The organism is Nocardia sp. XZ_19_231 (genome assembly GCF_015355705.1).
Taxonomy (GTDB): Bacteria; Actinomycetota; Actinomycetes; order Mycobacteriales; family Mycobacteriaceae; genus Nocardia; species Nocardia salmonicida.
This window is the reverse complement of record NZ_JACUZI010000002.1, coordinates 60,991-79,917: the sequence shown is the minus strand read 5'-3', so window position 1 is coordinate 79,917 and position 18,927 is coordinate 60,991. Positions and strand designations below refer to the sequence as shown.

The window sequence follows — 18,927 nt, the reverse complement described above, 5'->3', positions numbered from 1 at the left end:
CCACGCGGGCGCAGAATAAGGCTGCTTTCATCCCATCCAGCGTTGCTGACGAGGAGGTAGCCCCCTATGACGACAGCCAGGGACATCATGAAGCCCGGTGCGCAGTGGATCACCCGTGGTGACACCGTGTCGACCGCCGCGACGGCGATGGCCGATCTCGGGGTCGGATCGATCGTCGTCGCCGATGACGACGAGCGCATGTGCGGCATCATCACCGACCGCGACATCGTGGTGAAGTGCGTCGCGCTCGGTCTGTCTCCTGACCTGACGACGGCCGCGGAACTCTGCGAGTCGACACCGCGATGGGTGAGCGCGGACGCCGATGTGGAAGACGTGCTCGACCAGATGGAGTCGCACCGGGTGAAGCGGATGCCGGTGATCGAGAACAAGCGCCTGGTCGGCATGATCAGCGAGGCCGATCTGGCTCGCCACCTCGACGACAATCAGCTCGGCGAATTCGTGACCGCCATCTACGGGCGGCCGTGAGCTAGCTCAAATCCAGGTGGGTGTTCATCGACATGGCTTCGGTGGCCAGGTCGGTGAGCTCCACTACACGCACGCCGTGGGTGCGGAGTTTGTCCACACCCTCACACGCGGCGACGAACAGGCTCGGCTCGCGCCAGGCGATGGCCACCGTGGGAATGCCCGCGGCCAGAATGCGATCGGTGCACGGGGGCCGGGTCGCGGTGGCGCGGGTGGAGCACGGTTCGAGGGTGCTGTAGATCGTTGCCCTGGTCAGGCGTGGGTCGTCGGGGTCGAGCTTGTTCAGTGCGGCCTCTTCGGCGTGTACCTTCGCGTCGGTTTCGCGGGAGAAGCCGGTCGCGATCTCCACCCCGTCGGCGACGATCACCGCGCCGACCGAATAGGCCGTCTCGCTGGGGGGACAGTTCCTGGCGAGTTCTATCGCCCTGTGCATGAACCGGTGGTCGGTGTCGTCGTAGCTCATGTCTTTTCCCTGTGGTGGGCGAGTTATCCACAACCCTCGCGTGATGTGGAATCGGTCATGTTCAGGTGTGGAGAAAAGTTGTCCGCCAACTGTGGACAGTGGAATTTTCCCAGGTCAGTGCAGTGATTCCATTCGCGGTACCAGTTAGTTGTGGGGCCTGGGATCGGGGCTGACCAGGTAGTTCAGCACAGCGACATCCCCAAGTTGTTCCACACCCGCCAGGTGCAGCCTGCGACCGGCGCCGCCGGGGAACTCGGCCGGTCCGACGAAGCGTGGGGCCGCCGGGTCGCCGACCAGGATCGGGGCGATCGCCAGACGGATCTCGTCGACCAGGTCGGCGGCGAGGAAACCGGTGTGCATGCCGGTGCCACCTTCGACCATGAGCCTGTTGATACCTCGGTTGCCGAGGTCGGTGACGAGGGCGGAGAGCGCGAGTCGCTCGCCGAGGCTGATCACCTCGGCGAGTCCGTCGAGCCGATCGCCGAGCTTCGCGACGCCCGCGTCGGAGGTGTAGACGATTTTGTCGCCGCCGGTGTGCCAGAAGCGCAGGTGTGGATCGAGATCACCGGAATCGGTGACGGTCACTCTCACCGGATACTCCGGTTTGCCCGCCGCCACCCGCGCGGCCCGGCGCTCGGCGCTGTTCACGAGCAACCGGGGATTGTCGGTGCGCAGTGTCTGCGCACCGATCAGGATGGCGTCGGACTCGGCGCGGATCTGGTCGACCCGATCGAAGTCGGCGGCGTTCGACAGCAGGAGTCGCTGCGCACTCGCGTCATCGATATAGCCGTCGAGACTGGCCGCCACCGACAGCAAAACCTTCATTTGGTCACCAGCGCGGCGACCTCCGCCTCGAGCGTGGCGACGAGTGCCTCCGACGGGCGTTCGCCGCATACCTCCAGCCAGTTGGCGAGCATCCGGTGCCCGCCCTGGGTGAGAACGGACTCGGGGTGGAATTGCACGCCGTGGATGGGCAGGGTGCGGTGGCGCACCGCCATCACGATGCCGCTCTCGGTGTGGCCGACGACCACGAGCTCGTCGGGCATAGTTTCGGGGAGAACTGTCAGCGAGTGGTAGCGGGTGGCGGTGAAGGGGTCGGGCAGCCCGGCCAACACGCCGGACCCGAGATGGAACACGTCGCTGGTCTTGCCGTGCAGCAGTTCGGGCGCCCGGTCGACGGTGCCGCCGAACGCCTCGCCGATCGCCTGATGCCCGAGGCACACGCCGAGCAGCGGCATGGTGTGCTTCGCGGCCGCGTGCACGAGCGGGATGCTCGCGCCCGCTCGGTCGGGGCTGCCGGGGCCGGGGCTCACCAACACGCCGTCGAACGCGCCGCCCTCGTCGCCGGTGGTGAGCAGGGTGTCCAGATCGTCGAGGCGGGGATCGTCATTGCGCCAGACCACGACGTCGGCACCAAGCTGGCCTAGGTACTGGACCAGGTTGAACACGAAGCTGTCGTAGTTGTCGACGACCAATACACGCATGCGTCGAGGGTACGTGGCGACCCTATAGGTAGTCGCATCCATTACCTGGTGGGATAGCCTAGGGGTTACCTGTACTCCGAATTCGAGGACGTCATGCCCAAGTCCAAGGTCCGCAAGAAGGCCGACTACACCCCGAGCCCTGCCAGCCGTACGCCGGTGAAGGTGAAAGCGGGGCCGTCGCCGGTCTGGTACGTCGCGATCATGCTGGGCTTCATGCTCGCCGGCCTGGTGTGGCTGATCGTTTACTACCTGGCACAGGACCACATCGCTTTCATGCTCGATCTGGGCGCCTGGAACTTCCTGATCGGGTTCGGCCTGATGGTCGTCGGCCTGATCATGACCATGCGATGGCGCTGATCGCAGCGGATTACACCGGTGTTATTCATGCACACCTGTGGATAACCCTGTGCACAACTCGAGGATAGAGGGGCGAACAACCACGTGAGCGACGCACAACCTGTCTCGTGGTCGACCCCTACCGCAGGCCTGCTCGCCGTCACCGGCGGCGGAATCCTGCTGGTCGTGGCCGCAATCCTCGCCCAGGACGGACCGAGCAGGCTACTCGTCGGCGTCGCCGCTGTGGCGGTGCTGGCAACAGCCGTGCTCGGTTTCCGGCAGCGCCCCCGGCTCACCATGATTCCCGGCGCCGCGCCGCGCCTGGTGGTCGGCACGCTCACCGGTCCGAAGGAATACCCGATCGACCGGATCGACCGGATTCGGATGGTGTCCTACCGCCGCCTCGGCCGCAAAAGCGCGATGCTCGAGGTCGACGTCCACCACGAGGGCACCGAGCGATTGCTGATCTTCGGCCGCTGGGACCTCGGCACCAACCCCCACGATGTGTACGACACGCTGGTCGTCAACGGCTTCGCCTCGGTGACCTCCGACTGACGTTGTTTCACGTGAAGCAAAGAACTCCCCGCCGCGATGAACCGCGGCGGGGAGTTTTTTGTGGCTGTGCTCAGTCGATACTCACGGCTGAGATGATGACCGAGTCGGTCGGGCGATCATTGCGATCGGTCTTCACCGAAGCGATTGCGTCGACCACCTTGCGCGAATCGGGGTCGACCACCTCGCCGAAGATCGAATGCTTGCGGTTGAGATGCGGCTGCGCGCCGACGGTGATGAAGAACTGCGAACCATTGGTCTCGGTGCCGGCGCCCGCATTGGCCATCGCGAGCAGATAACCGCGGTCGAAGCGCAGATCCGGGTGGAACTCATCGGCGAACTCGAAGCCCGGCCCACCTCGGCCGGTACCTGTCGGATCGCCGCCCTGGATCATGAACCCCGGGATGATCCGATGAAAGACGGCGCCGTCGTAGAACGGGCCACTTTCCGTACCGCCGGCGTTGACGGTGGAGTACGGCGCGGTGCCGTCGGCGAGACCGACGAAGTTGCGCACCGTCTTCGGGGCGTGGTTACCGAAAAGCGCGATCCTGATATCGCCGTGGTTGGTGTGCAGAGTCGCCACGGCCGTCTGGTTGGGTGAGGTCACGCAGTTATGGTGCCACGCGGCACGCCGAATCCGTTTGTGCCACAGTGGTGAAATGAAGCTTCGTAATCCACTGCTCGCGTCGCTCGCGCTCGCCGGGGCGGGCGCCCTGGCCTACCTGGCCCGCGCCAAGCGTCCGCAACTGCCGGAACCGGCCGCCGAGCCGCCGCGTCTGGGATATTCCCGCAACGGCTCGGCGCACTAGTTCCAGCTGTTGTTCAGCGGCTGACCGACTTCTTGTACTGGATCTGAGCCAGCGGCACGAACACGACCAGAATCACCACGATCCAGACCAGCGATGTGATGATCGGATGCTGCATCGTCCACGCCTGTGAGGGTGGCGCCAACGGGTTGACGTTGCCGAACAGGTTGCGCACCGCCTGGGTGACTGCGGACATCGGATTCCACTCGGCGAACACCCGCAGCGGCGTCGGCAGAGCGTCGATCGGCACGAACGCGTTGGACAGGAACGTCAGCGGGAAGATCACCATGAAGCTGGCGTTGTTGAAGACCTCCGGTGCCCGTACGAGCAGGCCGACCACGGCCATCATCCACGACAACGCGTACGCGAAAAGCAACATCAACGCGTAGGCCAGCACAGCATCGAGGAACGACCCGCGGATACGCCAGCCGACGAGCAGACCGGTCAGCGACATCACCACCAGGCTCACGATGTTGATCACCACATCGCTGACGGTGCGACCGACCAACACCGCCGATGACGCCATCGGCAGTGTCCGGAATCGGTCGATGATGCCCTTCTGCATGTCCTCGGCCAAGCTCGCGCCGGTGAACGAGGCGCCGAACACCACGGTCTGGACGAAGATGCCCGCGATCAGGAATTCTCGGTAGCCGCCTTCCACGCCCTCGACCTTGATCGCCGAGCCGAAGACGTAGGCGAACATGAGCACGAACATGATCGGCGACATCGTCGTGAAGATCAGCACGTCGGGCACGCGCTTGATCTTGATGACATTGCGTTTGGCGATGGTGACGCTGTCGCTCACCACCATCGACAGTCGTTCGCCGAGGCTGGGACGGTGCACCTCGGCTTTGTCGAGTACGACGCTCATCGGTTCTTTCCTTCCACGGCGCCCACGGTCTCCGACTCGCGATCGCCGTTGACGAGTTCTTCGGCCTCGTGCCCGGTGAGCGTCAGGAAGACGTCGTCGAGCGAGGGTCTGCGTAGTGCGACATCGTTGATGTCCACCTTGTGCTCGGTGAGCCTGCCGATGGCGGTCACCAGGTCCTGCGATCCATCGGCCACCGGCACGATGAGCTTGCGCAGGCCGGGTTCGAGATGGATCTCGCCATCGGCGAGCCCACTGAGCACCTGCTGGGCGACGGCCAGTTGGTCGACGGCGCCGACGGTGAGTTCGATCCGGTCGCCGCCGACGAGGGCCTTGAGTTCGTCGGCCGTGCCGCGCGCGATCACCTTGCCGCGATCGATCACCGCGATCGAGTCGGCGAGGCGGTCGGCCTCGTCCATGTACTGGGTGGTGAGCAGCAGCGTGGTGCCGCCTGCGACCAGTTCCTCGATGACATCCCACAGATCGAGCCGGGCACGCGGGTCGAGGCCGGTGGTCGGCTCGTCGAGGAACAGCACCGGCGGATTGGCCACCAGTGCGCCCGCCAGGTCGAGGCGCCTGCGCATACCGCCGGAGTAGCCCTTCACCGGCCGGTCGGCGGCGTCGCTGAGCCGGAAGCGGTCGAGCAGTTCGCGGGCCCGTTCCTTACTGCGCTGGGTGCCCAGGTGGTAGAGCCTGCCCACCATTTCGAGATTCTCGAAGCCGGTGAGGTATTCGTCGACCGCGGAATACTGGCCGGAGGCGCCGATGCGCGAGCGCAGGGCCTGTGGATTGTTGAGTACGTCGATGCCCGCGACGGTGGCGGTGCCCTCGTCGGGGATCAGCAGAGTGGTGAGAACGCGAACAGTCGTGGTCTTTCCCGCGCCGTTGGGGCCGAGAAGCGCGGTGACGGTACCTTCCGGAACGGACAGGTCGAGTCCGTCCAGGGCGACGAGTTGCCCGTACCGTTTGACCAGACCCTCGGCGACGATTGCGTCGGGCATGATTCTCCTGAGGTCGTGGTTGGCGATGTTTTGCCCAGTATTGCCCTACCCACCGACAAGTCGCATCCCAAATTTCAGCGCGACCGCGCATCAGATGTACACAAGTGTTCGACATGCCGACGCGATGCGACACGCGGCGAATCGGACTGATTTTCTGTCGCAGACCACGAACGATGACGTCGGTTCCCTGGGTGGTTGCCAAGTGCGGGACGAGAACATGTTCACCGGCAATTCCCCGTAAAACCTTGCGTACCAGCCGATTCCGGTCTCCGTAAGACACCTGACAGGTACCGGGCGTGCACACCGCCCCCGGACCGCACCCCCGACCACCACCGATACCCGCGCCGACACCCGGAAAATCTCGCCAACTCGCCAGGTGCGCGCACACCAATTCCGCGCGTATCGCGTAGGATCGTTCAGGTCGGCCCCTCCCCCCCGGGCCGACCCTACGCGGGCCTCGGCTAACTCCCCCCCTTCGCCGAGGCCCGCTCCCCATTTTCCGGCAAGGTCGCAGCTCGGTAGACCACCCGACGCGCACCGATACGCCGAGCGTCACAGTCCGGCCACGTTCCGGCGATCACCCGGCTACCAGGGTTATCGTCGGCCCATGGTGCCTGGTCGCGGAGCGATCGCCGGGGTCGTCTTATCGCTGACGATCCTGGTCGGCTGTACCGGCTCCACCGACGACGAACACCCCACCGCGACGCCCTCCGTCGAGGTCCCCCCGAATCAAGTCGCCGGTGTCGCGCTGCCCGCCGACGCGGTCGACAAGGCCATCGGGCGCCTCGACGAACTGGCGGGCTCGCTGATGGACTCCAGCCGTATCCCAGGCATGGCTGTGGCCGTCGTCCATGGTGGAAAGACCGTGTATGCCAAGGGTTTCGGTGTTCGCGAGGCCGGCGCTCCGGACAAGATCGACGCCGACACCGTCTTCCAACTCGCCTCGGTGTCGAAGTCGCTCGCCGCGACCGTCGTGGCCAACCAGGTCGGCGCGAACGCGGTCGAGTGGACGACCCCGGTGGTCACCCACCTCCCGTCGTTCGCACTGGCCGATCCCGCCACCACGGCCCAGCTCACCGTCGGCGACCTGTTCGCGCATCGCAGCGGCCTGCCCGACCACGCGGGCGATCGACTCGAAGACCTCGGCTACGACCAGGCCGCGATCTTCGACAAGCTGCGCCTCGAACCCCTCGACCCGTTCCGCATCACCTACCACTACACCAACTTCGGGCTCACCGCCGCGGCCGAATCCGTAGCCGCGGCAGCCGGAAAGGACTGGGCCCAGCTGTCGGCCGATGCCCTCTACACACCACTCGGCATGCGCGACACCAGCTCTCGCTTCGACGACTTCCGCGCCCGTCCGAACCATGCGGTCGGGCACGTGAACATCGACGGCGAATGGGTCGCCCGCTACGTGCGCGACCCCGACCCCCAGTCCCCCGCGGGCGGCGCGAGCTCGTCGGTGAACGACATGGCCCGCTGGCTGACGATGCTGCTCGGCGACGGCACGACGGGCGCGACCACCATCGCCCCGCCCGAAGCCCTGCTGCCCGCCGTGACACCCCAGATCGTCTCGGCGCCGCCCACGGCCCCCGCGGCGCGGGCCGGCAGCTACGGGTACGGCTTCAACGTGTCGGTCTCCTCGGCGGGTCGCACCGCCAACAGCCATTCCGGCGCCTTCACCCTCGGCGCGGCGACCAATTTTTTGGTGATCCCGTCCGCCGACGTGGCCATCGTCGCGCTGACGAACGCGGCGCCGCTCGGCATCCCGGAGACCCTGACCGCCGAGTTCGGTGATCTGGTGCAGTTCGGCGAGGTGCGCGAGGACTGGCGCGGGCTGTACCGCGACGCGTTCGTCGCGGTCGACGAACCGGAGGGCGACCTGTCCGGCAAGACTGCCCCGTCCGATCCGGCTCCCGCGCAGGCGCTGTCGACCTACACGGGCACCTACGACAGCGACTACTGGGGCCCCGCGACCATCTCGGCCACACCGACGGGCCTGGTCCTCACCATCGGCCCCGCGCGGCGGGAGTACCCACTCCGGCACTGGGAAGGCGACACCTTCGCCTTCGAGCCGAGCGGCGAGAACGCCCCGCCCGGCAGCGTCTCCTCGGCGCGGTTCACCGACGGCAGGCTGACCATCGACTACTTCGACGAGAACGGCCTCGGCACCTTCGCCGAGAGCGGTTGATCAGGCGAGCGCGCGCCATGCGGTCGCCAGCCGCGCCGCCCTGACCCTGCCCGCCACCCCGAGCAGCGGAACGTCACGCTCCCAGCGCTTCCTGACCTCAGGGTCCACCGGCGCCCACAGCGGCTCCAGTTCGGCACGCAAGGCAGTCAGCCGATCGAAGAGGCCGCCGAGCGCGATGTGCACACCCGGCGAGCTCGGATCCTCTGCGCCGACCCCACGTACCGCCGCAAACAGCGCCAGCAGCTGTTCTACGGGCTCAGCGGGCCACTGTGACAACCGGGCCACCCGAACCAGTTGACCGAGCACAGCGGCCACTACATGCAAATCCTCGACCGTTCGGAACGGCTTCAGGTAGTCGGCGTAGCCGTCACCGGGCAGCACTTCGCCCGGCGCGGCATCGAAGGTGATTCCCGCGTGCGGGATCTCGGGCGCGAACGGCAACGCGGGCAACGGCGACACCGCCGCGGCGGCACCGGCGGGCACCAGCACAGCTCGCAGGATCGGCCTGCCGTCGGACTGGGTACCGGATCGGGCGATCACCAGGAACCGATCGGCGAACGTACCGAGCGTGGCGAAGGATTTCGTTCCGCTGACCGCGCCGTCCTCGCCCACCGTGGTGGTCATCGTCGACGGCCGCGCACCGGCGCCTTCGGTCGCACACATCGAGGACAGCTCGGCGGGATCGAGCGAGGGCACCAGCGCGTGCAGCGCTTCCTGATATCCCCCGAGAAACGCGGGACCTGTGCCGGCACTGTCGAATCCGGCGATCGCCGCGCGGTCGATGGAACTCACGAAATCGTGGGACCGTGCGCGGTGGCGTGCCCATTCCGCCGCGAAGTCAGTCGAAACCGAGTCGGCGGGAGTGGCGGTGAGGAGAAAATCGAATACCGAGGAATTCACAGATGTGGAGCCTAGGGGAATCGAACCCCTAACCCCTGCCTTGCAAAGGCAGTGCTCTGCCAATTGAGCTAAGGCCCCTTACTGGTCGCTGACCAGTTGGCTACCCGAAATCAGCGGGTGGTGACCTCGCGCCACAGGTCTGCGTCGTCGCGCTTGCGGAATTTGTTGACACCGATGAGAACGGCGATCACAACACCGACCATGAGGACAATCTTCATGATTCCCACCCTACTGTGCTGTTCGGGAGTGGGCCTAGGAGGACTTGAACCTCCGACCTCTTCGTTATCAGCGAAGCGCTCTAACCGCCTGAGCTATAGGCCCGAACTCATTTCGATCCCCTGCCGGAGCAGTGAACCGCAACGAGAAACGAGGTTACCTTACCTGGCTACCGATAACCAAAACGGCCGGTCAGGCCCAGTTTCCTGAGCCGACCGGCCGTTCGGGAAAACGCCGTTCTAGTCGGGATCAGCCAGGGTTACCTGGATGCCACCGACCAGATCGCAGCACTGGTTGTAGATGAACACGCCGACGGTGGCCAGCGCGGTGAACAGCACCACGTTGATCAGGCCGATCACACCCGCGTAGCCGAACACCGTGCCCGCGTCGATCAGGCTCGACGAGTTGCCCTCCGGGTTCAGCATCTCGCCCAGCGAGTTGTCCAGGTTGTCCCAGACGCCCATGCCGGCCAGGACGATGTAGAGCAGTCCGACGGCCAGCATCCACACGAAGAACAGTGCGACGCTGATCACCAGCGTGATCTTGAGGGTCGACCAGGGGTCGATCCGGCGGATCTGCACCGTCGCGCGTAGTGGCTCACCCGACGCGGCGGCCGCGATGGCCACCGGTACCGCGGGCGAGACCGTGCCCGCCGCGGCTGCCCGCGCACTCGGCCCAGGGTTGTAGTGCGGGGGCTGCGGCGCCATCGGTAGCCCTGGCGGCGCCATCGGCGCGTCGGGTGCCGGGTGGCGCACGTCGGACAGGTCGGGCATGTCCTTGACCAGTTCCGGACGCGCGATGCTGCGAGTGGGCCCGTCGATACCGACGGACTTCACCATCGCCGCTTCCTTGCGGGCCGCCTTGGCCGCCAGGTCCGCGGTGGTGCGGGCGTTGGACGCGCCGCTGCCCTTGAGCCCGCCCGAAGACGCGCCGCCGGACGCCGGCCGTCCCTGGCTCGGCGCTTCGCCGGGCCGGTACAGGTTCGACTGCGGTTCACGCTGCGGCAGCTGAGCCCACCCGTCCTGGTAGGGCGAGGACTTGCTGCCCTTACCGTCGAGCGAATCGGGACCGGCCGCACTGGATTCCGGCGCCGCGCCCTCGGTCGGACCGCCCTGGCGTGGGATCGGCCGCGGCGGGATCGGAGACGTGGCGATTCGCTCGGTGACGCCGTTGGTCTGGTTCCGATCGTCGTTCGACTGATTCGGTGTGGTCAATGGAATCCTCAGATCCGTTCGTTGCCGCCGCTATTTGGTGTGTTACTCCGAAGCCACGTCGCCGAGGAGCTGATCGGGATCGGGCTCGTCGGCGTTGCGCGCGATCGCTAGCAAGGTATCGCCATCCGCGAGGTTCATCAATCGCACGCCCTTGGTCTGGCGTCCGGCCTTACGAACCTGCTTGGCTGCGGTGCGGATGACACCACCACTGGAAGTGATCGCGTACAACTCGTCCTCGTCGTCGACGATGAGCGCACCCACCAGGCTGCCACGTTTCGGGTCGTACTGGATTGTCAATACGCCTTTTCCGCCCCGACCCTGGGCCGTGTACTCCTCGATCGCCGTTCGCTTGGCATACCCACCAGCGGTCGCGACAAGCAGATACGTCTCCAGACGCACCACGTTGAGCGAGAGCAATTCGTCGTCGGTGTTGAAGCGCATGCCCTGCACGCCGGAGGTGGCCCGCCCCATCGGACGCAGGGCCTCATCGGTGGCTGCGAAGCGGATCGACTGGCCGTGCGCCGAGACCAGGAGCAGGTCGTCGTCGGACGAGCACATCACCGCACCGACCAATTCGTCGTCGTCGCGCAGGTTCACCGCGACGATGCCGCCGGAGCGGTTGGAGTCGAAGTCTGTGAGTTTGGACTTCTTCACCAGGCCCGCGCGTGTCGCGAGCACGAGGTACGGGGCGTCCTCGTAGGTCTTGAGCTGGATGATCTGGGCGATCTTCTCATCCGGCTGGAAGGCCAGCAGGTTGGCCACGTGCTGACCACGCGCGGTCCGGTTGGCCTCGGGCAGCTCGTAGGCCTTGGCCCGGTAGACGCGACCCTTGTTGGTGAAGAACAGCAGCCAGTCGTGCGTGGACGACACGAAGAAGTGCTTGACGATGTCGTCCTGCTTGAGACCCGCGCCCATCACGCCCTTGCCGCCGCGCTTCTGCGAGCGGTAGAGGTCGGTCTTGGTGCGCTTGGCGTAGCCGGTCTCGGTGATCGTCACGACCACGTCCTCGCGGGCGATCAGATCCTCGTCGTTGACGTCACCGTCGGCGGCGATGATCCTGGTCCGGCGATCGTCGCCGTACTTCTGGACGATCTCGGCCAGCTCGTCGCGCACGATCGCGCGCTGACGCTCCGGCTTGTCGAGAATGTCCTTGTAGTCGGCGATCTCGATCTCGATCTTGGCCAGATCGTCGATGATGCGCTGACGTTCCAGCGCCGACAGTCGACGCAGCTGCATGTCGAGGATGGCGGTCGACTGGATCTCGTCGATGTCGAGCAGCTGCATCAGGCCGGTGCGCGCGGTGTCGGTGTTGGCCGCGCCGCGGATCAACGCGATGACCTGGTCGAGCATGTCTAGGGCCTTGACCAGGCCGCGCAGGATGTGAGCGCGCTCCTCGGCCTTGCGCAGCAGGTAGCGGGTGCGCCGGACGATGACCTCGAGCTCGTGATTCACGTAGTAGCGAATCATCTGGTCCAGGCGCAGGGTGCGCGGTACGCCATCGACGATCGAGAGCATGTTCGCGCCGAAGCTGGTCTGCAGCTGGGTGTGCTTGTAGAGGTTGTTCAGCACCACCTTCGCCACCGCGTCACGCTTGACCGTGACCACGATGCGCATGCCGACACGGTCGGAGGACTCGTCGTGGATATCGGAGATACCCGCGATCTTCGCGTCCTTCACCTGCTCGGCGATGGAGTTGACGAAGTTGTCGGTGTTGACCTGGTACGGCAGTTCGGTGATGACGATCGTGGTGCGACCACGCGCGTCTTCCTCGATCTCCACCACACCGCGCATGCGGATGGAACCGCGGCCGGTGGTGTAGGCGTCGTGGATGCCCTGACCGCCGACGATCAGGCCGTGGGTCGGGAAGTCGGGGCCCTTGACCCGTTCCATGCAGGCGGCGAGGGTGGATTCCTCGTCGGCCTCGTAGTTCTCCAGCGCCCAGTAGATGGCCTCGGCCAGCTCGTTGAGGTTGTGCGGCGGGATGTTGGTCGCCATACCGACCGCGATGCCGTTGCTGCCGTTCATCAGCAGGGCGGGCACGCGCGCGGGCAGCACGGTCGGCTCCTGCGAGCGACCGTCGTAGTTCGGGACGAAATCGACCGTCTCCTGGTCGATATCGCGCAGCATCTCCATCGCGAGCGGCGTCAGGCGGCACTCGGTGTACCGCATGGCGGCCGCGCCGTCGTTGCCGCGGGAACCGAAGTTGCCCTGGCCGTCGACCATCGGGTAGCGCAGCGACCACGGCTGGGCCATGCGCACGAGGGTGTCGTAGATCGACGAGTCGCCGTGCGGGTGGTAGTTACCCATCGTCTCGGCGACCGGACGCGCGGACTTCACATAGCCGCGATCGGGGCGGTAGCCGTTGTCGTACATCGCGTAGAGCACGCGACGGTGCACCGGCTTGAGGCCGTCGCGCACATCGGGCAGCGCGCGGCCCACGATCACGCTCATCGCGTAATCGATGTAGCTGTTCTGCATTTCGGTCTGGATATCGACCGGTTCGGTCCGGTCGCCCGCACCGCCGGACGGTGGCAGCGTGGTCTCAGTCATCAAATCTCCTTCGAGGGGCCGACATGCGAGCGGGCGCGCCAGGAGGCGCTGCGCCGCTTACACATCGAGGAAACGGACGTCCTTGGCATTGCGGGTGATGAAGCTGCGACGTGCTTCCACGTCCTCGCCCATCAGCACGGAGAACAGCTCGTCGGCCGCGGCCGCGTCGTCGAGCGTCACCTGACGAAGTACCCGAACCGCGGGGTCCATCGTGGTTTCCCACAGCTCCTTGGCGTTCATCTCGCCCAGACCCTTGTAGCGCTGGATACCGTCTTCCTTGTTGATCTTCTTGCCCGCGGCGAGACCGGCCTCGACCAGCGCGTCGCGCTCACGGTCGGAGTAGGCGAAATCCGGTTCCGAACGCATCCACTTGAGCTTGTACAGCGGCGGCTGGGCCAGGTACACGTGGCCGTGCTCGACCAGCGGACGCATGAAGCGGAACAGCAGCGTGAGCAGCAGCGTCGCGATGTGCTGACCGTCCACGTCGGCGTCGGCCATCAGGATGATCTTGTTGTAGCGCAGCTTGGCGATATCGAACTCGTCGTGGATACCGGTGCCGAACGCGGTGATGATCGACTGGACCTCGTTGTTCTTGAGGACGCGGTCGATGCGGGCCTTCTCGACGTTGATGATCTTGCCGCGCAGCGGCAGGATCGCCTGGTACATCGAGTCGCGGCCCGACTTCGCCGAACCACCGGCGGAGTCGCCCTCGACGATGTAGATCTCGCACTTGCCCGGATCCTTGGACCGGCAGTCGGCCAGCTTGCCCGGCAGTCCGCCCAGGTCGGTCGCCGACTTGCGACGCACCAGCTCACGCGCCTTACGGGCGGCCATCCGGGCCTGCGCCGAGGACACCGCCTTCTGCACGATGGTCTTCGCGTCGGCCGGGTTGGCCTCGAACCAGTGCTGCAGGTGCTCGTTGCAGGCGCGCTGCACGAACGACTTGACCTCGGTGTTGCCCAGCTTGGTCTTGGTCTGGCCCTCGAACTGCGGCTCGCCGACCTTGACGCTCACGATGGCGGCGAGGCCCTCGCGGATGTCGTCACCGGTGAGGTTGCCGTCCTTCTCCTTGAGGAGCTTCTTCTCCTTGGCGTACTTGTTGACCACCGTGGTGAGCGCCGCGCGGAAGCCCTCTTCGTGGGTGCCGCCCTCATGGGTGTTGATCGTGTTGGCGAAGGTGTGGACCGACTCGGAGTAACCCGAGTTCCACTGCATCGCGACCTCGAGCTCGTGGCCGGTGCCCTTGACCGTGTAGCCGACGACCGAGTTGTGGATGGCCGACTTGGTGCGGTTGATGTGGCGGACGAAGTCCACCAGGCCGCCCGGGTAGTGGTAGGTGCGGGTCTTCACCTTGTGCTCGGCCGCTTCCGCGGCGACCACCTCGGCGTCCTTGGGCGCCTCGGCGGTCTCACTGACCACCTCGTCGATGACGTCGCCCACGGCGACCCGCTCATCGGTGAGCTTGATGGTGAGGCCCTTGTTCAGGAAGGCCATCTCCTGCAGGCGCCGCGCCACGGTCTCGAAGTTGTAGGTCGTGGTCTCGAAGATGTCCGAGTCGGCCCAGAATCGCACCGTGGTGCCGGTGGCCTTGGTCGCCTCGCCCTGCGCGAGCTTGCCGGGCTTGGCGTCCTTGTAGGTCTGGGTCCAGTGGTAGCCGTCGACGTCGATCTCGACCTCGACCTTGGTCGAGAGAGCGTTCACCACCGAGATACCGACACCGTGCAGACCACCCGACACCGCGTAGGAGTCGGAGTCGAACTTGCCACCGGCGTGCAGCTGGGTCATGACGACCTCGATCGTCGGCACGCCCTGCGCGTGCATCCCGACCGGGATGCCACGACCGTCGTCGATCACCTCGACGCCGCCGTCCGCGAGCAGGGTCACCTCGACCTTGGTCGCGTGGCCGGCCATCGCCTCGTCGACCGAGTTGTCCACAACCTCCCAGATGAGGTGGTGCAGACCGCGTTCACCGGTGGACCCGATGTACATGCCAGGGCGCTTGCGCACCGCCTCGAGGCCTTCGAGGACCGTGATGGAAGAGGCACCGTAGCCTGAATTGTTGCCCGATGCGTTGGAGTCGTTGGCAGCCACTTCTCGGTAGCTCTCCTTACTTGCTGATCCCTGGCGCAGCGATCCGGGCAGCACGCGCACGGCTCAGGAAGAGCCATCAGATATCACGGACTGCACAGCACGCGCCGAAGGTTCGCCGCTGGTTACGTCACCATCCTACTGGTAAGCCCAACTTACAGTGCACCTACGACACCCCTGGCGTCGCCGTGAATGCAAGAAATCGCCCAACCGCGGGACATTTCCGCCTCTACGGGGATTTTGACGGTCTTGGGAGCGAATAGGCGGGCGCGTCCGACGCGGCGGGCGCGTGGTGCGAGATCCGGCCTGTTGCTCTGGGTAAAAGTTATCCACAGGCTTTGTGCACATGTCCACAACTCGGGGCGCGAGAGCGGCGCAGGCACAACGGATCTCGCCCCGGTCACCGCGCGGCTACCCGTAGGTATCGCGCGGGCCACGGCCCTTGATGTGTCGGTCGCCCTTGCGCCAGCTCGGTGCGGTGGGGCCGGTGATGCGCAGTGAGGTGACCACGCCGTGGCCGACCGCGGCGTTGATCTTGGCCAGGATCTGGCTCTGCAACATGCGCAGCTGGGTGGCCCACGCGGTGGACTCCGCGGCGATCTTGAGCACACCGCCCTCGAGGGTCACCGGGGTGGCGTGTGAGGCGATGTCCTCGCCGACCACCCGTGGCCAGCTGCCGAACACCGTGCCCTCGGCTACCTTGCCTGACCAGCCACGATTCTTCGCCAGCGAGCCGCTGAGCGCGCCGAGGAGCTGGGGATCGCGGGCATCGGGGCCCGACCCGGACCAGCCGCTGCGGCGCCTGCCGCCTGCCCGCAACTTGCGTACCGGCGAGGCCCTGCCCTGCCCGATGGACTTGCCGCTCGCCTTGGCCGCGGCACGCGCCTCTTCCAGCGCGCGGCGGGCCAGATCGATGCCGCGCAGCTCCGGTGCGGGTTCTTCCGGCACGGGTTTCCGCCTTCCGGTGTCGAGGGTGGCCGAGTGTGGATGGAGTCTACGCCGGGGCGCCGACCAGCTCGTCGAGCACCGATCCGGCATATGTCCAGCATGTTGCCGGTTTTCCACAGGGGCTGGGGATAACTATCGCGATCTGTGCATATCTTCGGCGTGTTCGACGACTTCGGTGACGATATGTGAGGTACGCCGGTCGGCTTCGCCGGTCGTTTGCACACGCAACGGTTCGGCGGCCAGTTCCGACGGCACGTCCTCGGCCACCGCGGCTGTGATCAACACCTGCTCGGCGCCCGCGGCCACCTCCGCGAGCGCGGCCCGGCGGCGGCGATCGAGTTCGGCGAACACGTCGTCGAGCAGCAGCACCGGTTCGGACCCCTCGCTGCGCAACAGCTCGAACGAGGCCAACCGCAGCGCGAGGGCGAACGACCAGGATTCACCATGGCTGGCGAAGCCCTTCGCCGGCGCGCTGCCGAGCAGCAGCTCCAGATCGTCGCGATGTGGGCCGACCAGACAGACCCCGCGATCGAGCTCTCGGTTCCGTGCGGCGGCCAGCTCGCGCAGCATGATCTCGTGCAGCAACTGTGCGTCACCGGCCTCCGGCGCCCTGGCCGGATCTAGCAGTTCCGGCGGGAGATACCCGGAGCGGTAAGTGATTGCGGCAGGGCGCGATTCGGGTGCGATCGACCGATATGCCTGGGACAGATGGGGATACAGGTCGTGTACCAGGCGCAGCCGTTCGGCGAGCAGCACCGCCGCGTGGTCGGCGAGGTGCCCGTCCCACACGTCGAGAGTGCCCAGATCGGCCCGCGAACGCGATTGGCGCCCAGCGGTTTTCAGCAGGGCCGAGCGCTGGCGCAACACCTTGTCGTAGTCGGCGCGGACACCAGCGAGCCTGGGCAACCGGGCTGTGGACAACTCGTCGAGGAACCGACGCCGCTCCCCCGGATCCCCACGCACGAGCGCCAGATCCTCCGGCGCGAACAAGACGGTGTGCAGAATTCCCAGGATTTCGCGTGAGCGGCGCACCGGCGAGCGATTGATCTGCGCGCGATTGGCACTGCCCGCCTTGAGTTCCACGTCCACGCGCAGTTCCCGGCCGGTGTTCACCACGGTGGCCCCGATCCTTGCCTGGGTGGCGCCCATCCGGATCAGCGGCGCGTCGGCGGAGACCCGGTGCGAGCCGAGCGTCGCCAGATAGCCGACCGCCTCGAGCAGATTGGTCTTGCCGTTGCCGTTTGCCCCCAGCAGCACTGTGCGCCCTGGGGACAACTCGAGGTCGGCGTGTTCCCACGAACGGAAATCACGGACCGACAGCTCACGAATGAACATGCGGGCCTACCGGCGCCTGCCGGCTCAGCCGGGCAGCCGGACCGGCATCAACAGGTAGATGTACTGGCTCTCCAGCGCCGCGAACGCGCCCGACTCGAGCACCTTGGGCTCCTCGTCGGAGGCGGGCAGCAGCACGGCGGGACGGCTGGGGGTGGTGAACCCGAAGGTGACCCGGTCGGTGTGCAACGCGGCAAGGCCCTCGGTCAGGTAGCCGGGGTTGAACGCGATGGTGAGCGGTTCGCCACGGAAATCGGCCTCCAGCCATTCCTCGGCGCGGCCCGCGTCGTCCCCACCCGCTGACAACAGCACGCCGTCTGTGGAGAACTCGAGCCGCACCTGGGCACCGCGCTCGGCCACCAGGGCGACGCGCTTGATCGCCTCCGACAGCACGGCGACGGGCAGGGTGGCGATGGAGGTGTGCTCCTTGGGGAGCAACTGGCGGAACTTGGGGAATTCCGCGTCGAGCAGGCGGGTGGTGGTTCGCCTGCCGCCGTTGACGATGCCGAGCAGGCCGTCGGCACCGCCACCGCTGCCCAGCGACAGCTGCACGGGCGCCTCGGCGGAGCCGAGGGTCTTCGCGGCCTCGGACAGCGTGCGCGCGGGGATGAGCACCGCGGTCTCGATATCGGAGCGGGTCGGCTGCCACTGCAGGTGGCGCACGGCGAGGCGGAAGCGGTCGGTGGCGGCGAGCACCACGTCGTTGCCCTCGATCTCGACACGGATGCCGGTGAGCATCGGCAGGGTGTCGTCACGGCCTGCGGCGACGGCGACCTGGCCGACGGCCTCGGCGAACACGTCGACGGTGACTTCACCGGTCTGCTGCGGCACCTCGGGCAACTGGGGATAGTCCTCGACCGGCATGGTCGGCAGGGAGAACTTCGCGCTGCCACAGGCGATGAGCACGCGGGTGCCGTCGACGGAGACATCCACCGGCTTGTTCGACAGCGACTTGGTGATGTCGGCGAGCAGGCGGCCCGAGACCAGCACCTGACCGGGACCGGCGACCTCGGCCGCGACGCGCATCTGCGCGGAGACCTCGTAGTCGAACCCGGAGACCGTCAGGCCGTTCTCGTCGGCCACCAGCAGCACACCGCCCAGAACAGGCACCGGAGGCCGGGACGGGAGACTGCGCGCCACCCAGGCCACCGATTCGGCGAAGTCCTCTCGGGCGACCCGAAACTTCATGCTCGCAAGCTCCATCGCCCGATTTGTCCTCTCCGAGTTTCGAATCCGTGTGCGGGGGTGTGTCAGCGGAGTTGAACTGCTGTGTCGGCCGCGCATTGAGTCTCGCACAACCGACCGACAACCAAACGGTACCCGTGCAGTGCGCGAACTCCGCATCGACCCTCCCGGTCGATTCCTGTTCGTCGAACTACCCCTGTTCCTCCTTGCCTGCCTGTGAGTGGACAACCGACGAAGCAGAGCCTCCCCAACCGAGTTTCCACACACCCTGTTTTAAAAGAGTTCTCTCTAGAAGGAGAACTGAAGTAGT

19 protein-coding genes and 2 tRNA genes are annotated in these 18,927 nt (G+C 66.3%); 5 read left to right on the top strand and 16 right to left on the bottom strand.

Annotation, left to right across the window (positions count from 1 at the left end; translation table 11 throughout):
- Positions 1–66 precede the first annotated feature (66 nt).
- Positions 67–486 carry a CBS domain-containing protein gene (locus tag IBJ82_RS07620; protein WP_101465046.1) on the top strand — a complete coding sequence of 140 codons (420 nt, stop codon included), beginning with the start codon at positions 67–69 and terminating at the stop codon, positions 484–486.
- A gap of 1 nt (position 487) precedes the next feature.
- Here IBJ82_RS07620 and IBJ82_RS07615 read toward each other — a convergent pair whose 3' ends face one another.
- From IBJ82_RS07615 to IBJ82_RS07605, 3 genes are all read right to left on the bottom strand, one after another.
- Positions 488–946 (bottom strand): deaminase, encoded by a 459-nt coding sequence (locus tag IBJ82_RS07615; RefSeq protein WP_194825292.1) that lies wholly within the window; start codon positions 944–946, stop codon positions 488–490.
- A gap of 144 nt (positions 947–1,090) precedes the next feature.
- Complete coding sequence (locus IBJ82_RS07610) at positions 1,091–1,771, bottom strand: dihydrofolate reductase family protein (RefSeq protein ID WP_194825291.1); 681 nt, start codon at positions 1,769–1,771, stop codon at positions 1,091–1,093.
- Positions 1,768–2,430: an aminodeoxychorismate/anthranilate synthase component II gene (locus tag IBJ82_RS07605; protein ID WP_194825290.1), complete on the bottom strand. Its 663-nt coding sequence runs from the start codon at positions 2,428–2,430 to the stop codon at positions 1,768–1,770. Before IBJ82_RS07605 ends, IBJ82_RS07610 begins: the two co-directional genes overlap by 4 nt.
- A 93-nt stretch (positions 2,431–2,523) precedes the next feature.
- Here IBJ82_RS07605 and crgA point away from each other — a divergent pair, with 93 nt between their 5' ends.
- Both crgA and IBJ82_RS07595 read left to right on the top strand, forming a co-directional pair.
- Positions 2,524–2,787, top strand: a complete 264-nt coding sequence (crgA, locus tag IBJ82_RS07600) for a cell division protein CrgA (RefSeq protein WP_056822573.1) — start codon at positions 2,524–2,526, stop codon at positions 2,785–2,787.
- 84 nt (positions 2,788–2,871) lie between these two features.
- Positions 2,872–3,321, top strand: a complete 450-nt coding sequence (locus tag IBJ82_RS07595; RefSeq protein WP_194825289.1) for a PH domain-containing protein — start codon at positions 2,872–2,874, stop codon at positions 3,319–3,321.
- Between the two features lie 70 nt (positions 3,322–3,391).
- On the opposite strand, the gene IBJ82_RS07590 is transcribed toward IBJ82_RS07595, so the two are convergent.
- On the bottom strand, positions 3,392–3,925 hold the full coding sequence (locus IBJ82_RS07590) for a peptidylprolyl isomerase (RefSeq protein WP_194825288.1): 534 nt from the start codon (positions 3,923–3,925) through the stop codon (positions 3,392–3,394).
- A gap of 52 nt (positions 3,926–3,977) precedes the next feature.
- On the opposite strand from IBJ82_RS07590, the gene IBJ82_RS07585 reads away from it, so the two are divergent.
- On the top strand, positions 3,978–4,127 hold the full coding sequence (locus IBJ82_RS07585) for a hypothetical protein (RefSeq protein ID WP_165610294.1): 150 nt from the start codon (positions 3,978–3,980) through the stop codon (positions 4,125–4,127).
- 13 nt (positions 4,128–4,140) lie between these two features.
- On the opposite strand, the gene IBJ82_RS07580 is transcribed toward IBJ82_RS07585, so the two are convergent.
- Both IBJ82_RS07580 and IBJ82_RS07575 read right to left on the bottom strand, forming a co-directional pair.
- Positions 4,141–4,935: an ABC transporter permease gene (locus tag IBJ82_RS07580; RefSeq protein WP_228536884.1), complete on the bottom strand. Its 795-nt coding sequence runs from the start codon at positions 4,933–4,935 to the stop codon at positions 4,141–4,143.
- A 56-nt stretch (positions 4,936–4,991) separates the two neighbouring features.
- Positions 4,992–5,993 carry an ATP-binding cassette domain-containing protein gene (locus tag IBJ82_RS07575; protein ID WP_056822578.1) on the bottom strand — a complete coding sequence of 334 codons (1,002 nt, stop codon included), beginning with the start codon at positions 5,991–5,993 and terminating at the stop codon, positions 4,992–4,994.
- 607 nt (positions 5,994–6,600) lie between these two features.
- Here IBJ82_RS07575 and IBJ82_RS07570 point away from each other — a divergent pair.
- A complete protein-coding gene (locus IBJ82_RS07570; protein WP_194825286.1) occupies positions 6,601–8,184 on the top strand; it encodes a serine hydrolase in 1,584 nt (527 codons plus the stop codon).
- Here IBJ82_RS07570 and IBJ82_RS07565 read toward each other — a convergent pair whose 3' ends face one another.
- The 10 genes from IBJ82_RS07565 to dnaN form a co-directional block, all read right to left on the bottom strand.
- Complete coding sequence (locus IBJ82_RS07565) at positions 8,185–9,084, bottom strand: acyl-CoA dehydrogenase family protein (protein ID WP_194825285.1); 900 nt, start codon at positions 9,082–9,084, stop codon at positions 8,185–8,187.
- Between the two features lie 5 nt (positions 9,085–9,089).
- A tRNA-Ala gene (locus IBJ82_RS07560) sits at positions 9,090–9,162 on the bottom strand.
- A 32-nt stretch (positions 9,163–9,194) separates the two neighbouring features.
- A complete protein-coding gene (locus tag IBJ82_RS34585) occupies positions 9,195–9,302 on the bottom strand; it encodes a DLW-39 family protein (protein ID WP_214516728.1) in 108 nt (35 codons plus the stop codon).
- A 29-nt stretch (positions 9,303–9,331) separates the two neighbouring features.
- A tRNA-Ile gene (locus IBJ82_RS07555) sits at positions 9,332–9,405 on the bottom strand.
- 134 nt (positions 9,406–9,539) lie between these two features.
- The gene (locus IBJ82_RS07550) at positions 9,540–10,514 is read right to left on the bottom strand and encodes a DUF3566 domain-containing protein (RefSeq protein WP_194825284.1); all 975 of its coding nucleotides are present in this window, start codon (positions 10,512–10,514) and stop codon (positions 9,540–9,542) included.
- Positions 10,515–10,556: 42 nt separating this feature from the next.
- Entirely contained in the window at positions 10,557–13,064 is a 2,508-nt protein-coding gene (gyrA, locus tag IBJ82_RS07545) for a DNA gyrase subunit A (protein WP_194825283.1), read from the bottom strand.
- A gap of 57 nt (positions 13,065–13,121) precedes the next feature.
- Complete coding sequence (gene gyrB, locus IBJ82_RS07540; RefSeq protein ID WP_194825282.1) at positions 13,122–15,155, bottom strand: DNA topoisomerase (ATP-hydrolyzing) subunit B; 2,034 nt, start codon at positions 15,153–15,155, stop codon at positions 13,122–13,124.
- Positions 15,156–15,563: 408 nt separating this feature from the next.
- The gene (locus IBJ82_RS07535; RefSeq protein ID WP_370585213.1) at positions 15,564–16,100 is read right to left on the bottom strand and encodes a DUF721 family protein; all 537 of its coding nucleotides are present in this window, start codon (positions 16,098–16,100) and stop codon (positions 15,564–15,566) included.
- Between the two features lie 132 nt (positions 16,101–16,232).
- Positions 16,233–17,435, bottom strand: a complete 1,203-nt coding sequence (gene recF, locus IBJ82_RS07530) for a DNA replication/repair protein RecF (RefSeq protein ID WP_194825280.1) — start codon at positions 17,433–17,435, stop codon at positions 16,233–16,235.
- 24 nt (positions 17,436–17,459) lie between these two features.
- Positions 17,460–18,635: a DNA polymerase III subunit beta gene (gene dnaN, locus IBJ82_RS07525; RefSeq protein ID WP_194825279.1), complete on the bottom strand. Its 1,176-nt coding sequence runs from the start codon at positions 18,633–18,635 to the stop codon at positions 17,460–17,462.
- Between the last annotated feature and the right edge of the window lie 292 nt (positions 18,636–18,927).

Bases quoted from the DNA above. Each gene is read 5' to 3' on its own strand.
- IBJ82_RS07620 (WP_101465046.1), top strand. From the start codon at position 67: ATGACGACAGCCAGGGACATCATGAAGCCCGGTGCGCAGTGGATCACC.
- IBJ82_RS07570 (WP_194825286.1), top strand. From the start codon at position 6,601: ATGGTGCCTGGTCGCGGAGCGATCGCCGGGGTCGTCTTATCGCTGACG.
- crgA (WP_056822573.1), top strand. From the start codon at position 2,524: ATGCCCAAGTCCAAGGTCCGCAAGAAGGCCGACTACACCCCGAGCCCT.
- IBJ82_RS07615 (WP_194825292.1), bottom strand. From the start codon at position 946: ATGAGCTACGACGACACCGACCACCGGTTCATGCACAGGGCGATAGAA.
- recF (WP_194825280.1), bottom strand. From the start codon at position 17,435: ATGTTCATTCGTGAGCTGTCGGTCCGTGATTTCCGTTCGTGGGAACAC.
- IBJ82_RS07580 (WP_228536884.1), bottom strand. From the start codon at position 4,935: ATGGTGGTGAGCGACAGCGTCACCATCGCCAAACGCAATGTCATCAAG.
- IBJ82_RS34585 (WP_214516728.1), bottom strand. From the start codon at position 9,302: ATGAAGATTGTCCTCATGGTCGGTGTTGTGATCGCCGTTCTCATCGGT.
- IBJ82_RS07605 (WP_194825290.1), bottom strand. From the start codon at position 2,430: ATGCGTGTATTGGTCGTCGACAACTACGACAGCTTCGTGTTCAACCTG.
- IBJ82_RS07610 (WP_194825291.1), bottom strand. From the start codon at position 1,771: ATGAAGGTTTTGCTGTCGGTGGCGGCCAGTCTCGACGGCTATATCGAT.
- IBJ82_RS07575 (WP_056822578.1), bottom strand. From the start codon at position 5,993: ATGCCCGACGCAATCGTCGCCGAGGGTCTGGTCAAACGGTACGGGCAA.
- dnaN (WP_194825279.1), bottom strand. From the start codon at position 18,635: ATGGAGCTTGCGAGCATGAAGTTTCGGGTCGCCCGAGAGGACTTCGCC.
- gyrA (WP_194825283.1), bottom strand. From the start codon at position 13,064: ATGACTGAGACCACGCTGCCACCGTCCGGCGGTGCGGGCGACCGGACC.
- IBJ82_RS07585 (WP_165610294.1), top strand. From the start codon at position 3,978: ATGAAGCTTCGTAATCCACTGCTCGCGTCGCTCGCGCTCGCCGGGGCG.